17 protein-coding genes are annotated in these 19,045 nt (G+C 62.1%); 9 read left to right on the top strand and 8 right to left on the bottom strand.

Annotation, left to right across the window (positions count from 1 at the left end; genetic code table 11):
• Positions 1-145: 145 nt before the first annotated feature.
• Positions 146-1,141: a zinc ABC transporter substrate-binding protein ZnuA gene (gene znuA / locus KQ940_RS14650; RefSeq protein WP_217414480.1), complete on the bottom strand. Its 996-nt coding sequence runs from the start codon at positions 1,139-1,141 to the stop codon at positions 146-148.
• 110 nt (positions 1,142-1,251) lie between these two features.
• Here znuA and KQ940_RS14655 point away from each other — a divergent pair, with 110 nt between their 5' ends.
• The 4 genes from KQ940_RS14655 to KQ940_RS14670 are packed head-to-tail and all read left to right on the top strand — an operon-like array spanning position 1,252 to position 4,685.
• Positions 1,252-1,755 carry a Fur family transcriptional regulator gene (locus KQ940_RS14655; protein ID WP_217414481.1) on the top strand — a complete coding sequence of 168 codons (504 nt, stop codon included), beginning with the start codon at positions 1,252-1,254 and terminating at the stop codon, positions 1,753-1,755.
• Entirely contained in the window at positions 1,742-2,539 is a 798-nt protein-coding gene (gene znuC / locus KQ940_RS14660; RefSeq protein ID WP_217414482.1) for a zinc ABC transporter ATP-binding protein ZnuC, read from the top strand. The genes KQ940_RS14655 and znuC overlap by 14 nt, the downstream gene beginning before the upstream one ends.
• On the top strand, positions 2,532-3,326 hold the full coding sequence (znuB, locus tag KQ940_RS14665) for a zinc ABC transporter permease subunit ZnuB (RefSeq protein ID WP_217414483.1): 795 nt from the start codon (positions 2,532-2,534) through the stop codon (positions 3,324-3,326). Before znuC ends, znuB begins: the two co-directional genes overlap by 8 nt.
• Positions 3,327-3,335: 9 nt before the next feature.
• Positions 3,336-4,685 (top strand): MATE family efflux transporter, encoded by a 1,350-nt coding sequence (locus KQ940_RS14670; RefSeq protein WP_217414484.1) that lies wholly within the window; start codon positions 3,336-3,338, stop codon positions 4,683-4,685.
• 106 nt (positions 4,686-4,791) lie between these two features.
• Here the strand turns inward: KQ940_RS14670 and KQ940_RS14675 are convergent, their stop codons facing one another.
• From KQ940_RS14675 to prlC, 3 genes are read right to left on the bottom strand one after another with little or no spacing between them, the layout of a single operon-like run.
• Positions 4,792-5,076: a YheV family putative zinc ribbon protein gene (locus tag KQ940_RS14675; RefSeq protein WP_217414485.1), complete on the bottom strand. Its 285-nt coding sequence runs from the start codon at positions 5,074-5,076 to the stop codon at positions 4,792-4,794.
• Between the two features lie 18 nt (positions 5,077-5,094).
• Entirely contained in the window at positions 5,095-6,093 is a 999-nt protein-coding gene (locus KQ940_RS14680) for an alpha/beta hydrolase family protein (protein WP_217414486.1), read from the bottom strand.
• Between the two features lie 53 nt (positions 6,094-6,146).
• On the bottom strand, positions 6,147-8,180 hold the full coding sequence (gene prlC, locus KQ940_RS14685) for an oligopeptidase A (RefSeq protein ID WP_217414487.1): 2,034 nt from the start codon (positions 8,178-8,180) through the stop codon (positions 6,147-6,149).
• A gap of 116 nt (positions 8,181-8,296) precedes the next feature.
• Here prlC and KQ940_RS14690 point away from each other — a divergent pair, with 116 nt between their 5' ends.
• From KQ940_RS14690 to KQ940_RS14710, 5 genes are all read left to right on the top strand, one after another.
• Positions 8,297-8,845, top strand: coding sequence for a gamma carbonic anhydrase family protein (locus tag KQ940_RS14690; protein ID WP_217414488.1), 549 nt, complete (start codon positions 8,297-8,299; stop codon positions 8,843-8,845).
• A gap of 222 nt (positions 8,846-9,067) precedes the next feature.
• On the top strand, positions 9,068-10,366 hold the full coding sequence (locus tag KQ940_RS14695; RefSeq protein ID WP_217414489.1) for an imelysin family protein: 1,299 nt from the start codon (positions 9,068-9,070) through the stop codon (positions 10,364-10,366).
• A gap of 4 nt (positions 10,367-10,370) precedes the next feature.
• Positions 10,371-11,834, top strand: a complete 1,464-nt coding sequence (locus KQ940_RS14700) for a di-heme oxidoreductase family protein (protein WP_217414490.1) — start codon at positions 10,371-10,373, stop codon at positions 11,832-11,834.
• Entirely contained in the window at positions 11,831-12,943 is a 1,113-nt protein-coding gene (locus KQ940_RS14705; protein WP_217414491.1) for an imelysin family protein, read from the top strand. Before KQ940_RS14700 ends, KQ940_RS14705 begins: the two co-directional genes overlap by 4 nt.
• Entirely contained in the window at positions 12,933-14,042 is a 1,110-nt protein-coding gene (locus tag KQ940_RS14710) for a DUF1513 domain-containing protein (RefSeq protein ID WP_217414518.1), read from the top strand. The genes KQ940_RS14705 and KQ940_RS14710 overlap by 11 nt, the downstream gene beginning before the upstream one ends.
• A 156-nt stretch (positions 14,043-14,198) precedes the next feature.
• Here the strand turns inward: KQ940_RS14710 and KQ940_RS14715 are convergent, their stop codons facing one another.
• From KQ940_RS14715 to tsaC, 4 genes are all read right to left on the bottom strand, one after another.
• Positions 14,199-16,568 (bottom strand): Lon protease family protein, encoded by a 2,370-nt coding sequence (locus KQ940_RS14715; protein ID WP_217414492.1) that lies wholly within the window; start codon positions 16,566-16,568, stop codon positions 14,199-14,201.
• A 96-nt stretch (positions 16,569-16,664) separates the two neighbouring features.
• Positions 16,665-17,498: a shikimate dehydrogenase gene (aroE, locus tag KQ940_RS14720; protein ID WP_217414493.1), complete on the bottom strand. Its 834-nt coding sequence runs from the start codon at positions 17,496-17,498 to the stop codon at positions 16,665-16,667.
• A gap of 14 nt (positions 17,499-17,512) precedes the next feature.
• On the bottom strand, positions 17,513-18,427 hold the full coding sequence (gene hemF, locus KQ940_RS14725; protein ID WP_217414494.1) for an oxygen-dependent coproporphyrinogen oxidase: 915 nt from the start codon (positions 18,425-18,427) through the stop codon (positions 17,513-17,515).
• Between the two features lie 25 nt (positions 18,428-18,452).
• Positions 18,453-19,010, bottom strand: coding sequence for an L-threonylcarbamoyladenylate synthase type 1 TsaC (tsaC, locus tag KQ940_RS14730; protein WP_217414495.1), 558 nt, complete (start codon positions 19,008-19,010; stop codon positions 18,453-18,455).
• Positions 19,011-19,045: the final 35 nt, after the last annotated feature.

The raw sequence follows: 19,045 nt of genomic DNA on the forward strand, positions 1-19,045 counted from the left end.
GGAGACTCGAACTCCCACGCCCGTGAAGGCACTAGCACCTGAAGCTAGCGTGTCTACCAATTCCACCACATCTGCGTCGAAAGTGGGGCGCATTATATAGAGGCGGCTTTTTGTTGTGAAGCCCCCTCGTGAAAACTTTTTCCTCCTATGGACTTAAACAACTTTGGAAACGTCGGGCGAGGTCAAGCATGTATTGGGTGTAGGCATCGGGGCCCAGTGTGACGCCGATCGCCAACGGATCCACCTCGCCCTGCTTCAACTCTAGCCCACTGGTGACCGACTCGACCAGTGCGCTGCTGAACTGCGGCTCGCTCATGACGCACACCGCCTGCTGCGCTTCCAATTGGGCACGGATCTCCGCCAGATGGCGGGCACCGGGCTTTTGCGAAGGCTCCAGCGTGAAGTAGCCGAGCTGATTCAGACCGTAATGCTCGACAAAGCCGGTGTAAGCATCGTGAAACACGTAGAAGCCTCGATCCTGCAGCGGGCTCAGCATCTCGCCGATTCGGCGGTCGGTTTCAATGATCGACGCTTCGAAGCGCGCCAGATTTCGGTCCAGTTGCGCCTGCCCGGCCGGATACAGCTCCACCATCTCGCGATGCATCGCCCTTGCCATCCCTAACGCCTTGATAGGGTCGAGCCAGGGGTGAACATCCAGACCGCCATGGTCATGCGCATCTCCCTCTTCGGCCTGATCATGATCCTCTTCGGTGACGTCGTGCTCGTGCTCGGCATCATGCCCTTCGTGATCCGCCTCCTGTGCATGCTCGTCGTGCTCGTCGTGCTCATTATGTTCGTGTTCGTCGTGCACACCCTCGGAGATCAGCGCAAGCTTGTGGGCCGAGGTACGGGCCAACGGTTTGTCGAGAGAGCGCTCCAGCTCCGGCCCGATCCAGAACACCAATTTAGCCTCCATCAGGCCACGCATGGACGAGGGCTTGAGCGCGTAGTGGTGGGGTGAAGCACCATCTTCGATCAGTATCGCTGGCTCGCTGACGCCGTCACCGATCGCGGCGGCTATCAATCCCAGAGGCTTGATGCTGGCTATCACCTCCCCCTGCGCAACCGCCTGCCCGGCACTAGCGGAAAGCGGCAAAAATGTACTGCCCAAAGCAGATGCCAGGGCCACAGCCCCCGCCATACGGCTTATCCAGCCCCTATATTCTTTACGAATGAAAACCACGAAAGCCTCGCGAAACTGAAGTTACATTATGTTATATTATAACAACGATTTTTATCGGAAGTGTCAAGATGAGCCAGGAAGACCCCGGATTCGAATCCAATCACGACCATCAGCATTGCATTGTGCAGGCACTCGAGACCGCGCGAGCACTTTGCCGCGAGCGTCGGCAGCGGCTGACGCCGATCCGCGAACTGGTGCTCAAGCTGGTGTGGCACAACCACCAGCCGCTCGGAGCCTATGACCTGCTGCCGGCACTGGCCAATGCCGGCTTCAACTCGGCGCCGCCGACGGTGTATCGGGCGCTGGAGTTCCTGCAGGAGCAGGGGTTCGTGCATCGCATCGCTTCGCTCAACGCCTATGTGGGCTGCCCGCATCCGGATCGCCCTCATCGCAGCGGCTTTCTGATCTGTCGTGGCTGCCGGCGTGCTGTCGAACTCAACACCGGTATGGTTCACACTGCGCTCAAGTCCAGCGCCGATGAACTCGGCTTCGAGATCGAGCAAGAGATGGTCGAGGTAGTGGGACTCTGCCCCGATTGCCGGGCTACCGGAGGTGCGCATGCCCAATCGTGATCTGATCCGACTCAGTCAGATCGAGGTGCAGTTCGGTGAAGACAGGGTACTGAGCAACATCAACCTGAACCTGCACACCGACTGTATCACCACGCTGATCGGCCCTAACGGCGCCGGCAAGACCACGCTGGTGCGAGTGGTGCTTGGGCTGCTCAAGCCCACCCGCGGCAATATCTGGCGCCAGCCCAATCTGCGTGTCGGCTACATGCCGCAGAAGCTGCATATCGACCGCACCCTGCCGCTGACGGTGTCCCGCTTCATGCAGGTGCCGCACCGCAGCGCCCCCGACCGGGTGCTGGCGGCCTTGACCTCGGTGGGCGCCGAGCACCTGCTGCAGAAGTCGATCCACGACCTGTCGGGAGGGGAGACCCAGCGCGTGCTGCTGGCCAGAGCGCTGCTGCGCGATCCGCAACTGCTGGTGCTCGACGAGCCGGTACAGGGGGTCGATATCAACGGTCAGATCGAGCTGTACGAACTGATTGCGCGGATCCGCCGCGAGCGCAAACTCGGTGTACTGATGATCTCGCACGATCTGCATCTGGTGATGGCCTCGACCGACCATGTGGTGTGTCTGAACCACCATATCTGCTGCTCGGGCCATCCGGAGGCGGTCAGCAACGACCCGTCGTTCCTGGAACTGTTCGGCCCCGCCCAGGCCAACGCGCTGGCGTTGTACAGCCACCACCACAACCACCGGCACGATATCCACGGCGACGTGGTCGAGGGCCAACCCTCCGTGCACTCTTCCACGGATTGCTGCGACGGACACCGACACCATGGCTGAATTCCTGATACTGGCGCTTGCCGGAGGCGTGGGCATCGCCGCCATCGCAGGCCCCTTGGGCGCCTTCGTGGTCTGGCGCCGCATGGCCTACTTCGGCGACACCCTGGCCCACTCGGCGCTGCTCGGCATCGCGCTGGGCTTCCTGTTCGACATCAACCTCAACCTGGCGGTTGTCGCCTGCTGTGTGCTGCTGGCGCTGCTGCTGGTCAGTCTGCAGCGGCAACACCTCGTCGCCACCGACACCCTGCTCGGGATCATGGCGCACAGTTCGCTGTCGCTGGGCCTGGTCGCCGTGGCGCTGCTGGATAACGTCCGCATCGACCTGATCGAGTATCTGTTCGGCGACCTGCTGGCGATCGCACCGGCGGATCTGTACTGGATCTACGGCGGCGGCGCACTGGTGCTGCTGCTGGTGTGGAAGCTCTGGAACCCGCTGCTGGCGATCACCATCAACGAGGAGCTGGCCCAGGTCGAAGGGATCAACACCCTGCGCGTGCGTCTGGCACTGATGCTGCTGATCGCCACCGTGATCGCCGTGGCGATGAAGCTGGTCGGCATCCTGCTGATCACCTCGCTGCTAATCATCCCCGCCGCCGCCGCCCGGCGCCTGGCGCATACGCCGGAGCAGATGGCGATCTATGCTTCGCTGCTGGGGATGCTGGCGGTGGTAGGTGGTATTACCGCTTCCTGGTTCTGGGACACCCCGGCCGGCCCCTCCGTCGTGGTCGCGGCGCTGACCGAGTTCCTGCTGCTCTATGCTGCGCCACGCGGCTTATCCAGAGCCTAAGCACGGAGCATGAGGGCGATCCTGAACTGGCGTTACTGGCCCGACAGGACACTCCACCGCCGCATCTGGTCTCTGGCCTGGCCGATGATGCTGTGCAATATCACCGTGCCCCTGCTGGGGCTGGTGGACACTGCCGTGATCGGTCATCTGGACTCGCCACACTACCTGGGTGCGGTGGCCGTCGGCGCCATGATCTTCTCGATCCTGTACTGGGCCTTCGGCTTTCTGCGCATGGGCACTACCGGCCTGGTGGCGCAGGCGTCGGGACGGGACGACGGCACATCCGTGCGCACGCTGCTGGCGCAGTCGCTGATTCTGGCCACACTGATCGGCACCGCGCTGATCCTGCTGCGTACGCCGCTGCTGGAGCTTGCGCTTCGACTGATGGACCCGGCCCCCGACGTGCTCGACGAGGCGCGCCTGTATGGCGTCATCCGAGTGTTCGGCGCACCCGCCGCACTGTGTAACTACGCCCTGCTGGGCTGGTTCGTCGGCAACCAGAACACCCGCGTTCCGTTATTGCTGCTGACCGTCGGCAACCTGCTCAACATGCTGCTGGACCTGCTGTTCGTCTACGGTTTCGGCCTGAATGCCGCCGGCGTGGCGCTGGGCAGCGTGATCGCCGAGTGGGCAAGCCTGGCGCTGGGGCTCTGGTTCTGCCGACGTCTGCTCGGCGATATTCCAGGCAATTGGCAGTTTGAACCGCTGCGGCGACTCCAGGCCTATGCGGCGATGATTCGGGTCAACCGTTATCTGTTCGTGCGGACGGTGACGCTGCTGCTTACCTTTGCCTTCTTTACCGCCCAGGGCGCGAAGCAGGGCACCGATATTCTGTCCGCCAATGCGGTGCTGCTGAACTTCCTGATGCTGATCTCCAATGCGCTGGATGGCTTCGCCCACGCTACCGAGGCGCTATGTGGACGCTCACTCGGTAAGCGAGAGACGGACAGGTTCTATCGCACCGTAGTCGGCGCCGGCATCTGGTCGTTGGTCAGCGCGCTGATTCTGACTCTGATCTTCGCGCTGGGCGGCAATCTGATCATCGCGCTGCTGACCGGGATAGACACGGTGCGTGAAGAGGCGGGGCGCTACCTGCCCTGGCTGGTGGCGCTACCGCTGGTCGGGATCTGGAGTTTTCTGCTCGATGGAGTGTTCATCGGCACCACCCAAGTGCGGGCGATGCAGGACACCATGCTGTTCTCGGTATTCTGCGTGTTCGCGCCGATCTGGTGGCTGGCCCAACCGTTGGGTAACCATGGTTTGTGGCTGGCGTTTCTGAGTCTGTTCGCCGCGCGCGGCATCAGTGGCGGCTATGTGTATTGGCGCCTGAGTCGACGCAACGCGTGGATAGATGGCTAGACTGCTTATCCAATTGGCGATAGATAGGCGATATGTAAGTATTCACATACCGCCTATCTCAGAGGTTATGGATAATGATTTCCTGCCGTCACGATCAGACTGAGAGTCAGTGATCGCGCCGGTTCTGCCCGGGATCGGGATTGAAGTTGATCACCTGAACCTGGTCTCGCTCCGCATCACTGGCTGTCGGCGCCCTGTCGGCGCGGGGCTGGTTGACCCGCGTCTGCAGCTCGTCGTGCTCGGGACGGCCATCCAGGCGCAGCGAGTCCTCGAAGCCACATTTGACGCATTCACGGTATTCGCGCTCCTCGTCGCGATACATGCGCACCGAATCCATCTGCGCACAGCGCGGGCACACGGCTCCGGCAATAAATCGTTTCGTCACACTCATGCTCTCTCTCCGCGGCTGTTACAGACTACGGTCGAAAAAATCCCGGATCTCACGATTAAGCTCGGTGTGGAAGGCGGCGCGATCGAAACCTTCGTTGTCGATACACACCATCTGCCAGATACGGGGATTGATCTCTTTCAGCCGAGGGTTACAGGGTACCATAAAAGCGAAATGTCCGGCGTTCGCCACCCGGCGCAGGTCGGCGCCAGGCGGCAAATTTTCTGCCAATGGCCCGCCGTTGCTGAGATCGGGCACTCGTAGGTCCCGCTCGCCCGACCAGATCTGCACCGGAACGCCTATCCCCTCCAGCCCCTCGCTGTCGAAGGCAAACGCCAGGCCCGGAGCGGCAACAACGACAGCACCGAGACGGCTGTCACCCGCCAGCTCGGCGACACGCGCTGTCTGCGCAACGGGTTCTATCGCGTCAAGCATACCTTCAGCACAGAGAAACTCGCCCGGTGCCGCGGAGCAGTGGCGCGATGCCAAGGTGAAGTCGGGCTTGCCACCTGCGGCCACCAGCGCGGTATAACCGCCCGCCGAGAAGCCATACACACCGATACGACCGGCGTCGATGCGCGGCGCATCCGGCCAGCTCTGGAGCATGAAGTCCAACGTCCGGTGGATATCGGCCGGACGCGATACCAGCCACTGCGCCGGGACGGCACTTTGATCCTGGCTGTTATTGCCCGGATGCTCCGGCGCCACCACTACATAACCGGATTCGGCCAGCGTTAGAGCCAGATCGGCGTGTCCACCCATCCAGCCACCATAACCGTGAGAAATCACCACCAGAGGATGGTTATCTCCGGCAACCGGCGCATCCAGCGCCAACGCCTGGCGAAAAGGGGAGTTGGGGCTATCCGGCACCGGGCTATCCGAGGGATACCAGATACCCATCGCCATCCCTGCCGGTCCATCGGCCGTTAGCCGGGTGAAACCGACGGCACCGGCCGAGCCCGAAACAATGCAAACTAACAACGCCAGCAGCGCGGAAAAAACTGCCTTTCCCTGGTTCATACCTATCCCTTTCTATCGGTGGATCGGTGGGCCAGCTCACCCACCGACTTGATTTACTCGATGCCCGAGTGACGCAGCAGGGCATCAACACGTGGCTCACGGCCACGAAACTCGACGAACAGCTCCATCGCCTCGCGCGAACCGCCCTGCTCCAGTATCGCCTGGCGGAACGCCAGGCCGGTCTCGGGATTAAAGATCCCCTCCTCTTCGAAGCGCGAGAAGGCATCGGCGGAGAGCACCTCGGCCCATTTGTAGCTGTAGTATCCCGCCGCATAGCCACCGGCAAAGATATGGGTGAAGCCGTTCTGGAAGCGGTTTTCGCGTGGTGGCTGGAACACCGCAACCTCTTCGCGCACACTGTCGAGCACCGCCTGCACCTGGGTTTTACCCGGCTCATACTCGCCATGCAGACGGAAATCAAACAGCGCGAACTCCAGCTGACGCAGCATCGTCATGCCGGCCTGGAAGTGCTTCGCCGCCAGCATCTTGTCGAGCAGCTCCTGCGGCAGCGGCTCACCGGTTTCGTAATGCCCCGAAATCAGCGCCAGCGCCTCGGGCTCCCAGCACCAGTTCTCCAGGAACTGGCTGGGCAGCTCCACTGCGTCCCAGGCCACACCGTTGATACCGCTGACATCGGAAACGTCGATCTTGGTCAACATATGGTGCAAACCGTGGCCGAACTCGTGGAACAGGGTGGTGACCTCGTCGTGGGTCAGCAGCGCCGGATGATCGCTGGTCGGTGGCGTGAAGTTGCACACCAGGTAGGCCACCGGCAGCTGCAATGAGCCATCGGGCAGACGACGGCGTACCCGGCAATCGTCCATCCAGGCGCCGCCGCGCTTCTGGGCGCGGGCAAAGGGGTCGAGGTAGCAGTAGGCGATCGCCTCGCCGTCGCGGCTCAGTCGATACAGGCGCGCATCCTTGTGCCAGCTGTCGAACTCCAGGATCTGTTCGAACTGCACATCGAACAGACGACCGACCACGGCGAACAGCCCATCGAGCACCTTAGGCAGCGGAAAGTAGGGGCGCAGCGCCTGCTGGGAGATATCGAAGCGCGCGAGCTTGAGTTTCTCGGCGTAGAAGCCGAGATCCCAGGCGCAGAGCTCGTCCAGACCATCGGTTTCCAGCGCAAAGCCTTTCAGCTCACCCAGTTCACGCTCGGCCATGGTGCGGCTCTTGCCGGCCAGATCCCGGATAAAGCCGATCACCTGGTCTGACGACTGCGCCATCTTGGTGGCCAGCGAGTAGTCGGCGTAATTGTCGAAGCCGAGCAGCTTGGCCAGCTCGGTACGCAGCTCCAGTATCTCGGTCATGATCGCCGAGTTGTCCCACTGCCCGGCGGTCGGCCCCTGATCGGAGGCTCGGGTGCTGTAGGCGCGGTAGAGCTCCTCGCGCAGGCTGCGATCCTCGGCATGGGTCATCACGGCGTAGTAGGCCGGGAAGTCGAGGGTGATCACCCAGCCCTCCAGTTCGCGCTCCTGTGCCGCCTCCTTCGCCGCACTGACCGCATGGGCCGGAAGCCCCGCCAGCTGGCTGTCGTCGGTGATATGACGGTACCAGCCATGGGTCGCATCGAGTACATTCTCGGAGAATTTGGTGGTCAGTTCCGACAGCCGCTGCTGCAGTTCGGCATAGCGTTTCTGCCCCGCCTCGGGCAGCGCGATGCCGGATAGACGAAAATCACGCAGGGAGTGATCGACCACGGTTTTCTGCGCCTGGCTCAGCCCGGTATAGGCATCGCTGTCGGCCAGCGCCTTGAATGCCTGATACAGGGCCTGATTCTGGCCCAGCTCGGTCCAGTACTGCGACAGTTTCGGCAGACAGCGGTTGTAGGCTTCACGCAGCTCGTCGGAGTTCATCACCGAGTTAAGGTGCGATACCGGCGACCAGGCCTGGCTCAGCTCGTCGTTGATCTGCTCCAGTACCTCCACCAGTGATTCCCAGCTCGGCGTAGCGCTATCCTGCGTCAGCTGCGCAATACGCGCACGGTTGCGGGCCAACAGCTCATCGATGGCCGGCTCCACGTGCTCTGGATGTATGCTGCTGAACGGTGGTAGATGATGCGGCTCAAGCAGGGGATTGGACATGGAAACGCTCCTTGGAGATTGTGTAACCGGCCGACGCTCACAACAACGGCGTCAAAGCCTGGACCTATTGCTATACAATGGAGCGCATTCAGGGCCTTTTCAACAGGAGCGATAGAATGAAGATCCGCAGCTATCAGGGGATGACCCCGAAACTGGGCGAACGCGTATTTGTCGATCCCAGCGCGGTGGTGCTGGGGGATGTGGAGATTGGTGACGATTGTTCGATCTGGCCATTGGTGGTGATCCGCGGCGATATGCACCGCATCCGTATCGGCCACTCCACCAGCATTCAGGATGGATCCGTGCTGCATATCACCCATGCTGGCCCCTATAACCCGGACGGTTTCCCACTCGAGATCGGCGACCATGTCACCGTCGGCCATCAGGCGATGCTGCACGGCTGCAAGATCGGCAGCCGGGTACTGGTGGGCATGGGCGCGATGGTGATGGATGGCGCCGTGGTCGATGATGAGGTGATTATCGGCGCCGGTTCGCTAGTGCCGCCGGGCAAGCACCTGAAGGGCGGCTACCTCTATGTCGGCCGTCCGGCCAAGCCCCAACGCGAGCTGACCCAACAGGAGCGGGAGTTCTTTACCTATACCGCCAACAACTACGTCAGACTCAAAGACAAGCACCTCAGCGAAGAGTGGGCCAGTCTCGACTGAGCACTCACAGGCTGGGGCAGTGCCGCTGCTTCGGCCTCCATCTCCCTGGAAGCCCCGTCATACGGTTTATTCAGCCTTCTGACTTGATTATCCCCAGTACTCCGCAAGCCTTATCCCACATGTTTTTTGCGTTCATTCGCCGCCCAAATATTGATATTGATAACGGTTTTCATTTAGATTAGCGTGTATTGCAATTCAGACCGGATTTAAGGAGCCAACCGCATGACCTTTCGACGCGTCCTCCACGCCAGCCTTATCAGCGCCGCCCTGGCCACCCCGTTGACCCTGAGCAGTGCCGTGCAGGCCGCTAACCAAGCCCCCAGTGCAGACGCAATCGTACAGCATTACGCCGACCTGGCTCTCGCCGTCTACGGCGACTCGCTGAGCAGCGCCAACACCCTGCACGAGGCGGTCAAGGCGCTGATCGAGACACCGTCGGAAGCGACACTGCAGCGTGCCCGCGAAACCTGGATCGCCGCCCGCGTACCCTACCAGCAGTCGGAGGCGTTCCGCTTCGGCAACAGCGTCGTCGATGACTGGGAGGGACGCGTCAATGCCTGGCCACTGGACGAGGGCCTGATCGACTATGTCGACACGGACAGCTACGGCTCCGAGTCCTACGAGAATCCGTTCTACACCGCCAATATCATCGCCAACCCTTCGCTGACCATCAGCGGACAGACTGTCGATGCCAGTACCATTACGCCAGAACTGATCCAGCAGCTGCATGAGATCGACGGCGTCGAGGCCAACGTGGCCAGTGGCTATCACGCCATCGAATTCCTGCTCTGGGGTCAGGATCTGCACGGTACCGAACCGGGCGCCGGTGAGCGCCCCTATACCGACTTCGATACCAGCAACTGCACCGGCGGCAACTGTGAGCGCCGCGCCCAGTATCTGGAGAGCGCAACCCGGCTGCTGATCGCCGATCTTGAAGAGATGGTCGCCAACTGGCAGCAGGGGGGTGCCGCTCGCGCCGAACTGGAGGCCAAAAGCAGTTCCGAGGGCCTGGCCAGCATCACCACCGGTATGGGCAGTCTGGCCTACGGCGAGCTGGGCGGCGAACGCACCAAGCTCGGCCTGATGCTGCACGACCCGGAAGAGGAGCATGATTGCTTCTCCGACAACACCCACAACTCCCACTACTACGACGCCAAGGGGATTCAGAACGTCTACCTGGGGCGGTACACCCGTATCGACGGCAGCCAGATGCAAGGCCCCTCACTGTCCGCCCTGGTTGCGGCCACCGACGCCGACCTGGACAAAAAGATGCGGGCACAACTGGATGCCACCCAGGCGGCCGGTAAGGCGATGGTGGATTCCGCCAACCAGGGCGCACCGTTTGACGTGATGATCGCGCCGGGCAACAGTGAGGGTGGAAAGCTGGTGCAGAACTTCGTCGATTCCTTGGTGGCACAGACCGGTGTGACCGAAGAGATCATCGCCAAGCTGGGGCTGGACGGCGTCGCCATCGAGGGTTCCGACAGCCTGGATAACCCGTCGGCCGTCGGCGCCAAGTAAACCGATGGCGTTTGCTGTAGCCGTTAAACGCCGTGACATTCCCGCCTGCCTGCTTGCCCTGACACTCGGTGCGAGCCAGGTGGGCACGGCACTCGCCGAAAGCACCCCAGCGGTTGCGGCGGGAGGCGATACCACCTTCCGGGGCCCCCTGCCAAGCCCAGCTGGCCGCCACCCCTTCTCCCAGCCCGCGGCGAACCTGGACCTGCAGACACGCATGTCGTTCGTGCTCGGCGAAGCGATCTTCAACAAGATCTGGGTGCCCTCACCCTCGTCCACCACCGCCAGCGATGGCCTCGGCCCACTGCACAACGCTCGCGCCTGCAGCCAGTGCCATGTCAATGACGGCCGCGGTAACCCGATCACCGGGATCGACGAAAACAAGCTGTCGTCGCTGCTCAGGCTCAGCGTGCCGCTGAACAATGCCGAGCGTCAGGCGGAGGCCCGTACCGCAGGTCTGGCCGGCGACCCGGTTTACGGCACCCAGTTGCAGCCCTTTGCCATCGCCGGGGTACCGGCCGAAGGCCGGGTTGAGATCGACTACTCCTACCACCGGGTAGCGCTTGCCGGCAACGAGTCCGTTGAGCTTAGAACCCCCGTGGTCCGGGTTATCCAGACCGGTTACGGCGATTTCGATCCGGCGTTGCGAACCTCCTTTCGTATCGCACCGCCGATGATCGGCCTGGGTCTGCTGGAACGGATCCCGGAACAGGATCTCGAGGCATTGGCGGACCCGGACGATGCCAACGGCGACGGTATTTCGGGCCGTATCAACCGGGTCTACGACCGGGTTAGCGGTACCATGCGGCCTGGACGCTTCGGCTGGAAAGCGGGGCAGCCGACGCTGGCCCAGCAAAACGCCAGCGCTCTGACCAACGATATCGGCATCGGTAACCCGATCCACCCCGCGGCCAGCGGTAACTGTACCGCCCGCCAGACGGCCTGCCTGGCGCTGCCCAACGGCAATACCGAGCAGCAGGGCGGCCTGGAGGCATCAGCGGAGATGATGGCGATGTTGACCTTCTACACCGCCCACCTTGCCGTACCGGCCGCCCGCGAGCAGAGCCGGCCGGAGGTTGTCCGCGGTCGCCGGCTGTTTCACGACAACGGCTGCGCCGCATGCCATACCCCGACTCAGCGTACCGCTGACTCGCCACAATGGCCGGCGCTTGCGCATCAGCGGTTCCAGCCCTATACCGACCTGTTGCTGCACGACATGGGCCCGGGACTGGCCGATCGGCATAGCGAATTCGATGCAGCTGGCAGCGAATGGCGCACGGCACCACTGTGGGGGTTGGGATTGACACAATCGGTAAGCAACAATGGTTATTACCTCCATGACGGACGGGCACGCACACTGCTGGAAGCAATTCTCTGGCACGGCGGCGAAGCCGAACCGGCACGGAGCAAGGTGATCAATATGAGCAAAAAGGATCGAAGCGCACTGATCCGGTTTCTGGAGTCACTATGAAGCGCAGAATCAACACCAGTCTGCTGCCCACGCTGGTGGGTGCCAGCGCCCTGTTTCTGCTGGCAGGATTGCTCCATGGCAATCATGCGGCTGCACAGTCGGTCAATTGGCAGGCCTATAACGAAGAGACGCTGCATGAGGATATCCTGCCCGCCTACGCACACTTTGCGTCTGCCGCCGAGGGTTTGGCCAAGGCCAGCAACGCCCTGTGCAATACGACGGACAGTGCCAATCTGGCATCGACCCGGCAAGCCTATCGGGATACGTTGACTGCCTGGCAGGGCGTCTCCCACCTTCAGTTCGGCCCGGTAACCTACCTGATGCGTAACTACAGCATCCAGTTCTGGCCGGACCGCAAAAGCATCGGCCGTAAGCAGCTGCAATCGGCACTGGCGCTGCCCGCGGATTCGGTCTTCGATGCGGAGTTTTTCCACCAGGCCAGCGTATCGATCAAGGGGTTGCCGGCGCTGGAACAGCTGTTGTTCCGAACCGATGCCCTGGAGCAGCTACAAGGCATCGGTGTCGACTGCCGCCTGACCCAGGCGATTGCGGGCAACCTCTCGACCATGGCCGACGGCATCTACCAGGACTGGAAGCGGGAGGGTGAAACCCTGCTGCGCGGCAGCGATATCGCTGCGGAAGATGACGTGCAAGCCAGCACCGTCCCGGCATTCAGCATCGATCTGATGAAATCCCTGGTGGAGCCGATCGAGCTGATTCGTGATACCAAGCTACTTGCCGTACTGGGCAAGGGTGCTGACAGCACTTATCCACACCGCGCGGAAAGCTGGATGAGTGAGCATTCACTTGCCAACATTCGCACCAACCTGGATGCGGCCCAGGCGCTGTACAAGGGCAGCAACGCCGGCCTGGAGCAACTGTTGCGTCAACGCGGCGAGGAGGAGCGGGCCAAGGCGATCGAGCAGCAGTTCCTACTGCTGGATGAACAGCTGCAACCGCTGGGGGACTCGTTAACCGGTGCGCTCGACGCGCACTACGCCGAGCTGGTCACGATCGCCGATTCGCTCAAGGTTCTAGACCACCTGCTCGGCATGGCGATGAAAACACTGGGTATACAGCTGGGGTTCAACAGCCGTGATGGAGATTAACCGCCGCCGTCTGCTGCAGTTACTGGGGGGCGCCCAGCTGCTGGCAGCGCTGCCCGTCATTGCCGGGCAGGAGCCTGTTCTGATCGCCAGTGCCGCCGACACCGGCGATGGCGGTCATCTGCTGATCGTCATGGACGAGCTGGGAAGCGAGCGGCTCCGGCATACGCTTCCAGACCGTGCGCATCATGTTGCCGCCCACCCATCCAGGCCCTGGGTCGCCGCTGTTGCCAGGCGCCCTGGCCACTACATCGACCTGGTCGACTATAGCAGAGGTTGGCTGCTGCACCGTATAGAGCCCCAGCCGGGGCGCCATTTTTATGGCCACGCCATCTTCACTGCGGATGGGCAAGGGCTCTGGGCCACGGAGATGGATGTGGCCAGCGGCGAGGGCAGGCTAACCCTGCGCGACCTCGCGCGGCCGCAGCAGCCGGTGCGCGATTTCAGCAGCGGCGGCATCGGACCGCACGAACTCCTGCTCTCGCCCGATGGTGCGTTAGTGGTTGCTAACGGCGGAATACTTACCGATGGGCGTGACAAGCTCAACATCGACAGCATGCGCCCCTCCCTGGCCTATCTCGAGCCGTCCTCGGGCAGGATCCTGGAGCAGCGTTTCCTGGCCGATCGGGACCACCAGCTCAGCATCCGCCATATCGATATCAATGCGCGCAACGAGGTGATCATTGCACTGCAGTACCAGGGGGATAGGGCAGACGATAAGCCGCTGGTCGCGCTGCACCGCCGGGGCAGTGAGATACGGTTGATGAAGGCGCCGGCGGAGATCAATCGGCAGATGGCCCAGTACTGTGGCAGTGCTCGCTTCGACAGCAGTGGCCGCATCGCGGCGGTGAGTGCTCCGCGCGGCAACCTGGTCACCTTCTGGGATGTGGATAACAACCGCTACCTGACCAGCCTGAAGACAGCGGATGGTTGCGGTCTGGCCGCCACCGAGGAGCCCGAGGTGTTCATCGCCAGCAGCGGGCGCGGCCACTGCTATACCCTCTACCCGCGCGAGGATTACCGTGAGCCCCTGCGACTGCCGCCACAGCTAAGCAGCCTGGCTTGGGACAACCATATGGCGCTGTTCCGGGCCGTCGGGTAACAGCATTGGTTACTTGTCGCCGGTAGGAGCTCCCGAGGGACGATGCAGTCTCTTGCGACTGACCCCCTGCGACATGGATGTCGCAGTGGAGCCCCCACGGAAGGGTTCACGGCGTGTCAGACGCAAGAGACTGTATCGGCCCGTATCCCACCAACCTTACGCCTTCGCCTTGGCGATCTCGCGCAGACGTTTAACGATCTGCGCACCGATGCTGCGCTGGGTAAACTGGCCATCCTCCTTCAGTCGCCCGGCCGGCTTGCCGGTCAGAATCTCCAGGCACTGATCCACGGTCGACACGGCATGGACGTGGAACAAACCGTCCCTGACCGCATCCACCACCTCACGCTTGAGCATCAGGTTGCGCACGTTGGCCTGGGGGATGATCACCCCCTGGTTACCGGTCAGCCCCCGGGTCCTGCACAGGCGGAAGAAGCCTTCGATCTTCTCGTTGACGCCACCGATCGCCTGCACCTCGCCATACTGGTTGATCGAGCCGGTCAGCGCATACTGCTGACGGATCGGGATATGGGTCAGCGCCGAGATCAGCGTGCAGATCTCGGCCAGGGAAGCACTGTCGCCATCGACGTAGCCGTAGGACTGCTCCAACGCGATGCTGGCCGAGAGTGTCAGCGGGAAGTCGCGGGCATACTTGTGGCCAAGATAACCGGACAGGATCAACACCCCCTTGGAGTGGATCGGCTGTCCCAGCGTCACCTCACGCTCGATATCGACGATACCGCGACTGCCGGGGTGAACCGTCGCGGTGATACGGGCCGGCGTACCAAAGGAGACATCGCCGACCTGCAGCACGGTCAGACCGTTGGACTTGCCGATCGCCTCACCTTCGGTATCGATCAACACGGTTTCGTTGAGGATGCCGTCCAGTATCTTCTGAGCCAGCCGTCCGGTGCGCCGCTCCTTGGCCGCCAGCGCCTGCTCCACATGGATGGCGTTGATCTGCTCGTCCCCGCTTTCACGACGACGATAGTCGGCCTCACAGAGCAGGTCGACCAGCTCGCCGATATGCGCCGACAGCAGCTCCTGGTCCTCCGCCAGGCGGGAGCTGTGCTCCACCAGCCTTGCGACCCCCTCGCGGGTCAACGAGGCCAGGTGCTCTTCACTGGAGAGGGTTTTCATCAATCGCGCATACTGGCGGATCGAGTGCGGTGTACGGCTGACATCCTCGTCGAAATCGACCACGACGCGGAACATCTTTTCGAAGTCATGATCCAGCTCCTGCAGCAGGTAGTAGGTGTCGCGTCCGCCGATCAGCACGATCTTGACGGTCAACGGTACCGGCTCCGGATTCAGGGTGATGGTGGTAACGCCGGTAAACTCGCTGACCGGGTTTTCGATGCGGATCTCGTGCGCCTTCAAAGCACGCTTAAGCGCACCGTACACGAACGGCTGCTCCAGCAGTTTCTCCGCCTCCAGCACCAGGTAACCGCCGTTGGCACGATGCAGGGCGCCGGGGCGGATCAGCTGGTAGTTGGTGACCATGGCGCCCATCTCGCTGGTGTACTCGATGCGGCCGAACAGGTTGTCGTAGCTCGGGTGAGCCTCGAACACCACCGGCGCGCCCTTGGTCTTCTCGTTATCCACCAGCAGGTTGATACCGTAGTTATCCTCCAGCCAGGCGCGGCGGCCCGCATCGGTCTTCACCTCGATGGTGCCGTCGCCGACCAGTTCGGCTCCGTGCTTGATCAGATCACGCTCCACATGATCCAGGTGGGCCGGGACGCCGGGCAGATTGGTATAGCTGTCCTTCAACGCCTGGATCGGCGCGGATACCGCCTGGCGCGCCGTATCCCGCTCCAGCTCGCGCATCTGTTCGGCAGCCTCGCGACGCCATTTAGGCAGTTCGGTCAGGTTGTCGTTGAGCAGATCCTCCAGCTCGGCGATGTTACGCTGAAACGCCTCGCGCTCCTCCTCGGGCAGCGCGGAAAACTGCGCCTCATCCATCGCCTGGCCATTGGCCACCGGTGTAAAGCCGATCTGACCCGCCTCGCGATAGACCGCAATGCTGTACTCGCGGCCACGCTTCTCGATCTCCTCCACCGCGCTGTCGTAGCGGCGGTTGAAATCGCGTTCGATACGCCCTTTAAGGCGCTGGTAGCCGGGGCTTTCGAACGCGGCCGGAAGTTCGCTGAGAATGGTATCGAACAGTTTGCCCAGGTCGCGGCGGAAACGCGCGGCCTTGCCGGCGGGCAGCTTCAGCGAAACCGGGTAGCGGTTGTCCTTGAGATTGTTCAGATAGCACCAGTCATGGGGCTTATGCTGCTTCTTGGCAACGCTTTTCAGATTCACCGTGGCAAAAGAGAAGCGCCCGGTATGCGGGTTGCCCATGACGAACAGGTTATAGCCGGGGCGCTGCATGCCGATGCCGAACTCCATCGCCTCGATCGCACGTTCCTGGCCGAAGAAGCCGGTGAAGTTCTCCAGGGTTTCGGTGGTGCGGAAGGGCAGCAGATCGGTATCGCAGGTGCGATAGAGAGCCTCGGGCGGTAACGGAGCGTGCTTTTCCATAGGGCGACCCTAAAGCAGAGAGTTTCACCCCGTTATACCGCCCAACGCTTTGATTATGCAAGGGAAGGTTGAACCGACGAAGTCGGGAGCCGGGTCTTAGCCATTGAGCTCCGTTCTTATCCGGGCAATCAGTTCCCGGGTTTGGGGCTTAATGCCACGCCAGATACGGAACGACTCCGCCGCCTGCTCGACCAGCATCCCCAGCCCATCGATCACCTTCGCCGCTCCAAGCCGGGCTGCCCACCGACAGAAGGGGGTCGGCTCCGCGCCGTACATCATGTCATAGCAGGCGGTGTTGGCGCCGATAACCCCATCGGGCAGCGGCGGCAACTCTCCCTGCAGACTGGCGGAGGTACCGTTAACGATGAGGTCGAAGGCGCGCGGCGCGATATCGTCGAAGCCGCAGGCGGACAGCTGTCCCAGATCGGCGAACAGATCAACCAGCGCCTGTGCCTTTGCCGGTGTGCGGTTGGCGATGACGATCTCCGCGGCACCGGACTTCAGGAAAGGCTCAAGCACACCCCGCACCGCGCCACCGGCGCCGAGCATCAGCACCCGTGCGCCCTTGATCGCGATGCCATTGTTTTGTTGCAGGTCGCAGACCAGACCGACACCGTCGGTATTATCGCCACACAGGGTACCCGCCTCGTTGCGGTACAGGGTATTGACGGCACCGGCCCGCTCCGCTGCCGGCGAGCGCCAGCGCGCCAGGCGCCAGGCATTCTGCTTGAACGGCACGGTGATATTCAGCCCCTTGCCGCCTTCGGCGAAGAACTGCTCGACCTGCTGCTCGAAAGCCCCCTCGTCCAGCTCGACAAGCTGTGCACTGTACTCCACCGCTTCCCCGGTCTGCTCGGCGAAGGCAGTATGGATACGGGGTGACTTGCTGTGTTTGATCGGGTTGCCGAACACGGCGTAACGGTCTGCCATTTTTCCCCCTGCCATCAGATCTCGGCCCATTCGCGCGGCTTCAGGTAGCGCTCGTAGAGTTCCGCTTCTTCGCTGCCCGCCTCGGGTGCCCAGTTATAATCCCAGCGTACTTCCGGCGGCAGGGACATCAGGATCGACTCGGTGCGCCCACCCGACTGCAAGCCGAACAGCGTGCCCCGGTCGTAAACCAGGTTGAACTCCACATAACGACCGCGACGGTGCAACTGGAAGTCCCGCTGCCGCTCACCATAAGCGGTGTCGCGACGCCGCTCGACGATCGGCAGGTAGGCAGGGACATAGGCATCACCGATCGACCGCATCAGCGCAAAACTGCGCTCGAAGCCCAGTTCATTCAGGTCATCGAAGAACAGACCGCCAATACCGCGCGGCTCGTCGCGGTGGCGGAGATAGAAGTAATCATCGCACCAGCACTTGAAGCGGGGATAGATCTCCTCGCCGAACGGCTCGCAGGCCGATTTCGCGGTCCGGTGCCAATGTACGCAATCTTCATCGTTACCGTAGTAGGGGGTCAGATCGAAGCCGCCGCCGAACCACCAGACCGGCTCCTCGCCCTCCTTCTCGGCGATGAAAAAACGCACATTGGCGTGAGAGGTCGGTACATAGGGGTTATGCGGGTGGATCACCAGCGACACGCCCATCGCTTCAAACCGACGCCCGGCCAGCTCAGGACGATGCGCGGTGGCCGAGCCGGGCAAGCCGTCACCAAATACATGGGAGAAGTTGACGCCACCCTTTTCGATCAGCGCGCCGCCCTTGATCACGCGGCTGCGACCGCCGCCGCCTTGCTCTCTCTGCCAGCTATCTTCGACGAAGCTCTCCCGCCCATCCGCATCTTCCAAGGCAGAGCAGATACGATCTTGCAGATCAATAAGATAGGACTTAACCGCCGCCTTATCCGGTGCCGACATCATAACCTCCGAAGTGTGCATTCACTTACGTTCTAACGACCGCATTGTCTAACAGGCTTCTGATAGTGGTGGGCTTTTCCAGGCCACCCAATGCACCATCCACGATAAAATCGACTTCAGCGCCGAAGTAAGCCCTTACTTTGGTTTTGCTTTTGGCTGGTGGCGCGCTGCTGACATTTGCCGATGTAGAGACCAGGGGCGCACCAAACGCATCGCACAGTGCCTGCACCACGGGATGGGCACTGACCCTTAGCGCAACGGCAGAGTGGCGGCCCTTGATCCAGTGAGGTATCAGCTGCTTCGCATCGGGCACCAGCCAGGTGTTGGGCCCCGGCCAGGTCTCACTCAGCCGGGCGCGTTGTTCGGCCGACAGGGGAGAGAGCAGGGCGTCTATCTGCCGCTCGCTCGCCGCCGCCAGGATCAACCCTTTATGCTCCGGCCGCCGTTTGATCTCCAGTAAGCGTCGTACCGCCTCGGGATTAAACGGATCACAGCCCAACCCCCAAACCGCCTCGGTCGGGTAGGCGATGATCCCCCCGTTGCGCAGCACCCGGATAGCTTGACGCAGATGCCAGTCATTCACGTTTTATCGCCCCATCGCAATCGAAAAAGGGCAAA

Source organism: Marinobacterium ramblicola, assembly GCF_019084545.1.
In the GTDB taxonomy this organism is placed as follows: Bacteria; Pseudomonadota; Gammaproteobacteria; order Pseudomonadales; family Balneatricaceae; genus Marinobacterium_D; species Marinobacterium_D ramblicola.

Excerpts from the sequence above, each read along its gene's own strand:
- znuA (WP_217414480.1), bottom strand. The coding sequence starts at position 1,141 with ATGGCGGGGGCTGTGGCCCTGGCATCTGCTTTGGGCAGTACATTTTTG.
- KQ940_RS14655 (WP_217414481.1), top strand. The coding sequence starts at position 1,252 with ATGAGCCAGGAAGACCCCGGATTCGAATCCAATCACGACCATCAGCAT.
- znuC (WP_217414482.1), top strand. The coding sequence starts at position 1,742 with ATGCCCAATCGTGATCTGATCCGACTCAGTCAGATCGAGGTGCAGTTC.
- znuB (WP_217414483.1), top strand. The coding sequence starts at position 2,532 with ATGGCTGAATTCCTGATACTGGCGCTTGCCGGAGGCGTGGGCATCGCC.
- KQ940_RS14670 (WP_217414484.1), top strand. The coding sequence starts at position 3,336 with ATGAGGGCGATCCTGAACTGGCGTTACTGGCCCGACAGGACACTCCAC.
- KQ940_RS14675 (WP_217414485.1), bottom strand. The coding sequence starts at position 5,076 with ATGAGTGTGACGAAACGATTTATTGCCGGAGCCGTGTGCCCGCGCTGT.
- KQ940_RS14680 (WP_217414486.1), bottom strand. The coding sequence starts at position 6,093 with ATGAACCAGGGAAAGGCAGTTTTTTCCGCGCTGCTGGCGTTGTTAGTT.
- prlC (WP_217414487.1), bottom strand. The coding sequence starts at position 8,180 with ATGTCCAATCCCCTGCTTGAGCCGCATCATCTACCACCGTTCAGCAGC.
- KQ940_RS14690 (WP_217414488.1), top strand. The coding sequence starts at position 8,297 with ATGAAGATCCGCAGCTATCAGGGGATGACCCCGAAACTGGGCGAACGC.
- KQ940_RS14695 (WP_217414489.1), top strand. The coding sequence starts at position 9,068 with ATGACCTTTCGACGCGTCCTCCACGCCAGCCTTATCAGCGCCGCCCTG.
- KQ940_RS14700 (WP_217414490.1), top strand. The coding sequence starts at position 10,371 with ATGGCGTTTGCTGTAGCCGTTAAACGCCGTGACATTCCCGCCTGCCTG.
- KQ940_RS14705 (WP_217414491.1), top strand. The coding sequence starts at position 11,831 with ATGAAGCGCAGAATCAACACCAGTCTGCTGCCCACGCTGGTGGGTGCC.
- KQ940_RS14710 (WP_217414518.1), top strand. The coding sequence starts at position 12,933 with ATGGAGATTAACCGCCGCCGTCTGCTGCAGTTACTGGGGGGCGCCCAG.
- KQ940_RS14715 (WP_217414492.1), bottom strand. The coding sequence starts at position 16,568 with ATGGAAAAGCACGCTCCGTTACCGCCCGAGGCTCTCTATCGCACCTGC.
- aroE (WP_217414493.1), bottom strand. The coding sequence starts at position 17,498 with ATGGCAGACCGTTACGCCGTGTTCGGCAACCCGATCAAACACAGCAAG.
- hemF (WP_217414494.1), bottom strand. The coding sequence starts at position 18,427 with ATGTCGGCACCGGATAAGGCGGCGGTTAAGTCCTATCTTATTGATCTG.